The organism is Providencia sp. PROV156, from assembly GCF_028480905.1.
GTDB classification, from domain to species: domain Bacteria; phylum Pseudomonadota; class Gammaproteobacteria; order Enterobacterales; family Enterobacteriaceae; genus Providencia; species Providencia hangzhouensis.
On sequence record NZ_JAMPPE010000036.1, the window covers coordinates 23,212 to 30,171 of the forward strand.

The 6,960-nt window shown below is 35.8% G+C and carries 5 protein-coding genes; 4 read left to right on the top strand and 1 reads right to left on the bottom strand.

All coding sequences use genetic code 11. The annotated features are described in order from the left end of the window. The 4 genes from PSF31_RS19605 to PSF31_RS19620 all read left to right on the top strand — a co-directional run bounded on the left by PSF31_RS19605 (position 1) and on the right by PSF31_RS19620 (position 5,271). Entirely contained in the window at positions 1-1,461 is a 1,461-nt protein-coding gene (locus PSF31_RS19605) for an FAD/NAD(P)-binding protein (RefSeq protein WP_096864901.1), read from the top strand. 3 nt (positions 1,462-1,464) lie between these two features. Further along, the gene (locus tag PSF31_RS19610; protein ID WP_096864900.1) at positions 1,465-2,478 is read left to right on the top strand and encodes a methionine ABC transporter ATP-binding protein; all 1,014 of its coding nucleotides are present in this window, start codon (positions 1,465-1,467) and stop codon (positions 2,476-2,478) included. Beyond that, positions 2,475-3,143 (top strand): methionine ABC transporter permease, encoded by a 669-nt coding sequence (locus tag PSF31_RS19615; RefSeq protein WP_004264861.1) that lies wholly within the window; start codon positions 2,475-2,477, stop codon positions 3,141-3,143. The genes PSF31_RS19610 and PSF31_RS19615 overlap by 4 nt, the downstream gene beginning before the upstream one ends. Positions 3,144-3,504: 361 nt before the next feature. After that, the gene (locus tag PSF31_RS19620; protein WP_227528923.1) at positions 3,505-5,271 is read left to right on the top strand and encodes a potassium/proton antiporter; all 1,767 of its coding nucleotides are present in this window, start codon (positions 3,505-3,507) and stop codon (positions 5,269-5,271) included. A gap of 248 nt (positions 5,272-5,519) precedes the next feature. Here the strand turns inward: PSF31_RS19620 and PSF31_RS19625 are convergent, their stop codons facing one another. Further along, positions 5,520-5,813 carry a helix-turn-helix domain-containing protein gene (locus tag PSF31_RS19625; protein ID WP_096864940.1) on the bottom strand — a complete coding sequence of 98 codons (294 nt, stop codon included), beginning with the start codon at positions 5,811-5,813 and terminating at the stop codon, positions 5,520-5,522. Positions 5,814-6,960: the final 1,147 nt, after the last annotated feature.

Genomic DNA, 6,960 nt, shown 5'->3' on the forward strand with positions numbered 1-6,960 from the left:
ATGGAACTGATTATGGGTTTAGAGGCATTAGAAGCGCAAATAAAACAAGATTTGCAGTATCTAAATTTACCAATAACGTCTTGGTCATTATCAAAAAATAACCCTGAAAACCAAGTTGTTGATGTCGCTATCATTGGTGCGGGTATGTCAGGTATTACAGCAGCATTCGCCCTGAAATTACGCGGTATCAACGCGATTGTTTTCGATCAAGCCTCTGCTGGCAAAGAAGGCCCATGGCAAACCCCTGCACTAATGGAAACACTACGTTCCCCAAAACATGTGGTTGGCCCTGCGCTTGCATCCCCCTCTTTAACTTTTCAGGCTTGGTTTAAAGCCCAGTTTGGCATTCAAAAATGGGATGAACTCGATAAAATCCCACGTTTGCAGTGGGGAGAATACTTGCAATGGTATAAAACCATGACAGAACCCTATGTGCTTAATCAATATCGGTTAGTGGATGTGCAATTAAACGATAACTACCGTGAATTAATTTTTGATACCCCAGAAGGAACGGTCAGTTATCAAGCGCAACATGCAATTTTAGCGACTGGTATGGAGTCTTTTAGTGAAGCTAATATCCCTAGCTTTATGAATGACATCCCAACGAATTATTGGGAACATTCATATGCAGGTACTGACTATCGTCGCTTTAAAGGTTTAGACATTGGTGTTGTTGGCTATAGTGCAGGTGCTATGGATAGTTCAGCAACGGCATTAGAAAATGGTGCTAATTCGGTTGAAATTTTAATTCGTGCTAGCGATATGCCTCGTGTAAACCGAGGGAAAGTTGCTGGAAGCGCAGGTTTTACCAATGCATATGCCTATTTTACCGATGCTCAAAAATGGCATTACACGGACTATGTAGCCAAAGCCAAAACACCAGCGCCCCACGGAAGCACACTAAGAGTATCTCGTCATGAGAATGCTTATTTCAATTTCAATACTCAAGTTAAATTTATTGAATTAAAAAACAAAAAGTTACATGTCACGACAACGACAGGTAAATTTATATTAGATTATTTGATCTTGGCAACTGGTTATCGGATTAATTGGGCCAAGCACAGCGCCTTTCATCGGTTATCACCGTTAGTTAAAACGTGGGGAGATGCATACACGCCATCCATTCATGAAGAAAATACAGAGTTAGCTTCACATCCTTATTTAGGTAATCACTTTGAATTTCAAGCGAAACACAAGCAAGACACACTAAAAATCAATCAGTTATATTGTTTTAACTTAAGTGCATCGCTCAGTATGGGGCCTGTTATAGGGTTAATCCCCGGAACTAATGTTGGGGCAGAACGATTGGCTGACCATATTGCAGCTCAATTGTACTTGAGTCATCAAGAACAACACCTTGAGCAAGTCAAAAATAGCCAAGAAGCTGAATTATTAGGTGATGAGTGGCAACCCGCTGCACCACCTTCAGAACGCGTGCAATTAACTGATAATGTAGAGTAAATCATGATTACCTTTCAAAATATTCAAAAAGTCTATGAAAAAGATGGGCAGTCTTTAGTTGCATTGCAAGACATTAATTTGCATATCAATAAAGGTGATATCTTTGGATTTATTGGTTATAGCGGAGCGGGTAAAAGTTCACTTATCCGCTTGGTGAATCAATTAGAAAAACCAACCAGTGGGGCAGTTATTATTAATGGCCAGAATATTGCTGAACATACCCCTGCAGAAACTCGTTCACATAAAAAAAGCATTGGTATGATTTTCCAGCATTTCAATTTGCTAGAAACTAAAACTGTTGCTCAAAATATTGCGATGCCCTTATTACTTTCAGGTGTCGATAAACAAGAAATCACTCGGCGAGTTGATAGCATTCTTGAATATGTCGAACTTAGCGATAAAAAACACCAATACCCTGGGCAGCTATCCGGTGGGCAAAAGCAGCGTGTTGGTATTGCTCGTGCTTTGATCAATAACCCACAAATTTTGTTATGTGATGAAGCCACTTCAGCCCTTGACCCGCAAACAACTCGCTCAATTTTGCAATTATTAAAAAAAATCAATCAAGAACAAAATATTACTATCTTGCTCGTAACTCATGAAATGGAAGTCATTGAAGAAATCTGTAACCGTGTAGCCGTTATGGAATCAGGAAAAATTGTCGAAGAAGGAACTGTACTTGATATTTTTGCAAATCCGCATCAAGACACAACCAGAAAATTTGTAGGGACAGTGTTAAATGAAGAAATTCCAGAACGCGTTCTACATAACTTAGAACACCAACAAGATGTTTATCGTCTTGAATTTTTAGGGTCCTCTGCGCAACAACCTGTTGTTAATGAGTTAATACTGAAAGAAATTGTCAAAATAAATATTTTGTTTGCCAATATGAAAGAAATTAGTGGTGTCGTGCTAGGCAGCATGTTTGTCCAATTTATTGGTGATAAAGAAAAAATAGATGATGCCGTTTCTTTTCTTCGCCAACGTGGGGTTGCAGTTAATAAGGGGGCACTATGACACAATTATTCGAAACCGCTTTAACAACTAAACAGTTTTTATTAGCGATGTCAGAAACTTTTACGATGGTTAGCGTTGCGCTCGTACTAGGTTCTATATTTGGGATCTTATTAGGTATCGTACTTGTTGTAACGAGACCAGACGGTATTTGGGAAAATAAATGTATTTATCGTATAGTGAACCCGATTATTAATATTATTCGCTCACTGCCTTTTATCATCTTATTAGTTGCTATGATCCCTCTCACACGCTTTATGGTGGGAACTTCAATAGGAACAACTGCAGCAATAGTGCCATTAGTCATTTTTATTGCGCCCTATACCGCACGCTTAGTTGAAAATTCATTACTCAGTGTACATTCGGGTATTATTGAAGCGGCTGATTCTATGGGAGCGACTAATTGGCAAATTGTTTGGCATTTTATTTTACCAGAAGCAAAGTCATCATTAATTTTAAGTTTAACCGCTGCAAGTATTACTTTAGTCGGTGCAACCGCGATGGCAGGAGCCGTTGGTGGTGGTGGCGTTGGTGACTTAGCTCTAAACTACGGCTACCAGCGTTTTGATAATGTCGCAATGGCTATCACCGTTGTTACATTGGTAATTATAGTACAAGGCATGCAATTTATTGGTGACTATTTAGCTAAAAAAGCGCGCTACCATTAATTAGATGGTGAAGGTCGAAAGAATATTCGGCCTTCTCTCTTTTACCTTACTTTATAAGTGCCTATTTTCCCCCTCAATGCTTATGTCCCTCATTTCAAAATTATCTTTAGTTAAAAAATTAAAAATAAAGTGAACTGCGGTGCTTACTTATTCAAATTTATCGTTTTTTTACGTGATTTAACTCACTTTAATAATAAAAAATGCGATAAATAATCAAATTATTTAAATTTATTTATATTATAATCATGTAGATATACTTTTTAATGGATATTATCAGCTTTTCGCTAAAATAATCTATTCTCTATGTATATTTAGTCGTCTTGCTGTTTTTTCATTTTTTGCTTTCTACGCGCGCTTTACGATGCATCGTCAGCGTTTTATTCACTTACAGATTAAACTGATTATGCCAACTATTGAACAACTCATTTTATTGATTTCTATACTCATTCTTTTGGGAATTTTCTCTAGCAAATTGTCTGCTAGGCTCGGTTTACCTATGCTAGTCATGTTTTTGTTTATTGGCATGTTAGCAGGCGAAGACGGGATAGGTAAGATTACATTTGATAACGTGAATGTTTCCTATGCCGTTGGTTCTCTCGCCCTTGCTTTAATTTTATTTGATGGGGGTCTACAAACATCAGTAAAATCAATTCGTCTAGTTTGGAAACCATCTTTTACACTAGCAACATTAGGCGTTCTTGTCACCGCAGGTGTAACAGGTCTCGCTGCTGCCTATATTCTCGGCGTTCCTCTGCTTGAAGGGCTATTATTAGGCGCTATAGTAGGTTCTACCGATGCCGCAGCCGTTTTTTCCTTACTGCGCAACGCGGGGATCTATTTAAATGAACGATTGCAATCCACTTTAGAAATAGAAAGTGCAACAAATGACCCTACGGCCATATTTTTAACTGTTGGTTTATTACAACTTTTAATGAACCCACAAGCTTCAGGTAGTGAATTAATTCTGCTGTTTTTTAGCCAAATGGGAATAGGTACTGTTGTTGGCTTGAGCGTTGGCTGGGTTTCAGTCAAAATTATCAATAAGATTAAGCTATTAGCTACTGGTTTGTATCCTGTGCTTGTCGCTGCATGTGGACTACTATCTTTCGGTCTCGCCAGTAATTTAGAAGGCAGTGGGTTTTTATCTATTTTTGTCACTGGTGTTGTGATTGGTAATCATCGGTTTGTTTTTCAACGCAATACATTTTTGTTCCATGATGGATTAGCATGGCTAAGCCAAATTATCATGTTCGTTATGCTAGGGTTACTTGTCAACCCAAGTTCTCTTATTGAAGTCTGGCTTGAAGGCTTAATTATTGCTCTGGTCTTAACGTTTATCGCGAGGCCATTGGCTGTAATACCCGTTCTAAAATTATTTGGTTTCCCTAAACCTGAAATAACATTAATTTCTTGGGTAGGGTTACGTGGCTCTGTTCCTATTATTCTTGCTATTTTCCCGTTTATCTACGGGCTACCTAATGCCCATTTAATTTTTGACGTAGTTTTCTTTGTGGTATTAATTTCAGCAACCTTACAAGGCTCAACCTTGCCTTACGTTGCACGTAAATTAAATTTAATGCAGCCACCTCCATTGATCCCTGCGGCCACTTTAGATATTACCGCAGTAGAACAAATAGACGCAGATTTAGTGGAATATACATTAGGAGAGGATTGCTCTGCAGTGGGTCGCCGATTATCGCAACTTGCATTACCTGACCAAACTGTCATTGCAATGATTACGCGTGAAAAAAGTGTTTTACCTCCAAGGGGTTCAACTACCTTTCATGCTGAAGACCATTTATTCGTTGTTCTTAAACCTGAAAATCGTATTTTTCTTGAACGCCTTTTTTCAGAAAAAAACATCTCTGAACACACTCCTATTGAACTTCCCGATACAGGGCTAAGTCTAAAAGGAACGACTCGATTAAATGAGATCTACTCATCTTATGGTATCCAAATTGATAATAGTGATGAAAGGACTCTTAACCAATTTATTTACGCTTCTATATCGGAACCTTTGCAAGATACCATCATAAAATTAGATCAACTGCAATTAAGAATTGGAGAGATGATAGGCACACGTATCGTAACCGTAATATTAGAGCCAATCAAAGAGCAGGAAGGTTAACAGAGCATAAATATCTTACCCAATATTTTTCTTAGATATTGAGTAAAATCTTAAGTAATAATTATTTTAAGGATACAAAAATAAAAGCCCTTTCGGGCTTTTATTTGTTCTTTAATGAAACATAAGATAAAAACAGCTATTGTCATTTTAAGCTATAAATAGCAGGTATATTTAATTTATGTTCCTAATTGAAACAATTAAGAATTAAAGCGAATTATGTTTCATTCTAAAACAATATAGATATTTAGTTACACCAGAGTATATGCAGAGCTTTCAAACCCCTGATTACCCGTGCTCTCATCTACTTGAGTATCCTCTTGCAGGACTTCACTAAAAAACTCACCCATGTTAACGTCTAAAACTTTTAATACTCGAACTAGACAATCTATATCGATACGATTCACACCACGCTCGTAACGAAATAGCTGCTGTTCACTTATATCTATCTCTTTAGCTAACTGAAAAACAGTAAAGCCTTGAGCTCTTCTAAGGGCTTTTATTTTTTGTCCAACTGCACAAGCGACAGGATATTTCGTGTTCATAAACATTCTCGCTTCAATTTATATTTAAGGAAATAAAAATTAGCAGATAATTATCTACATATTTTATTTTTTATATTTATGTGTATAACATTGATAATGCTACAGACGATTCAGCATATATCTAACAGAATGATATACTACCCTTATAATTAGTTTCAACTAGTCCTAAATTGACATTGCAACTATGTAACAAAGTATTTCATGCTATACATTTCGTGTTTAAAATCAAAATAATACTTTAATATCACAAAGTTACACGCAACGTGTGTATCACTGCATAGTAATATTCCAGAGGATATGCCTAAACCCTTGGAATATTCATCTAAAAAAGACCTATGTAGCCGATGTATAACCTAAAAATAAAGGAAATAAATAGAATTATTTAACACTGTAACAATATTAATGTTATTGATACAATTAAACTCGATGAAAAGTGATAAACCCACTATAAATGATACTGTTATGTAAAAAATGGTAAAAACAGTCAATTTTATCTCTAAAACTCTCTAATTCGGCAAAATATCAGTACGTTAAAAAGCCAGTTAAACTGTTACAATTAGTAAATTACTAAATTTTTAAAGTAGCAAGAGATGGATTTATTATCTACAAGTACCAAACATAACAAAACCATAACGTTAAGAAAGCTTATTATTCATTTTACTAGATGAATATCACAAAATTATGAAAAATAACTTTCATCGACAGCCTGTTTTTGATTCCACTTGTTTCTGTTTTTTTAGGATGAAGGATAATACAAAATTTTAAAAATAAACACAATTTAAGCATTTATAGCTAAATTACAGATTTTTATATTTACGATATAATGAAAGCTATTTATAAAAAATGATAATTACTCGTCCATTCTATGGAAGAGTAATTAGCCATTCATTTATGCTTAAATGACGTCATTATATTTTAAAATATATCCTGCTAATGCCATATTGGAATATAGACATAAAAACTAAGTAGCTTTTCAAAGTACATCTTGAATTATTTTACATATTAGGCGGGCTGTGTAGCCGATAATTCTCCAAGTTCTTATCATGTTACTTAGAAAATGTAACTTACAAAATAGGTGTATTATTTAGTGATTAAGTGTTTACTTAGCTAAGTATTAGTTTGGATTATTTGCTTGATAATGGCTTGA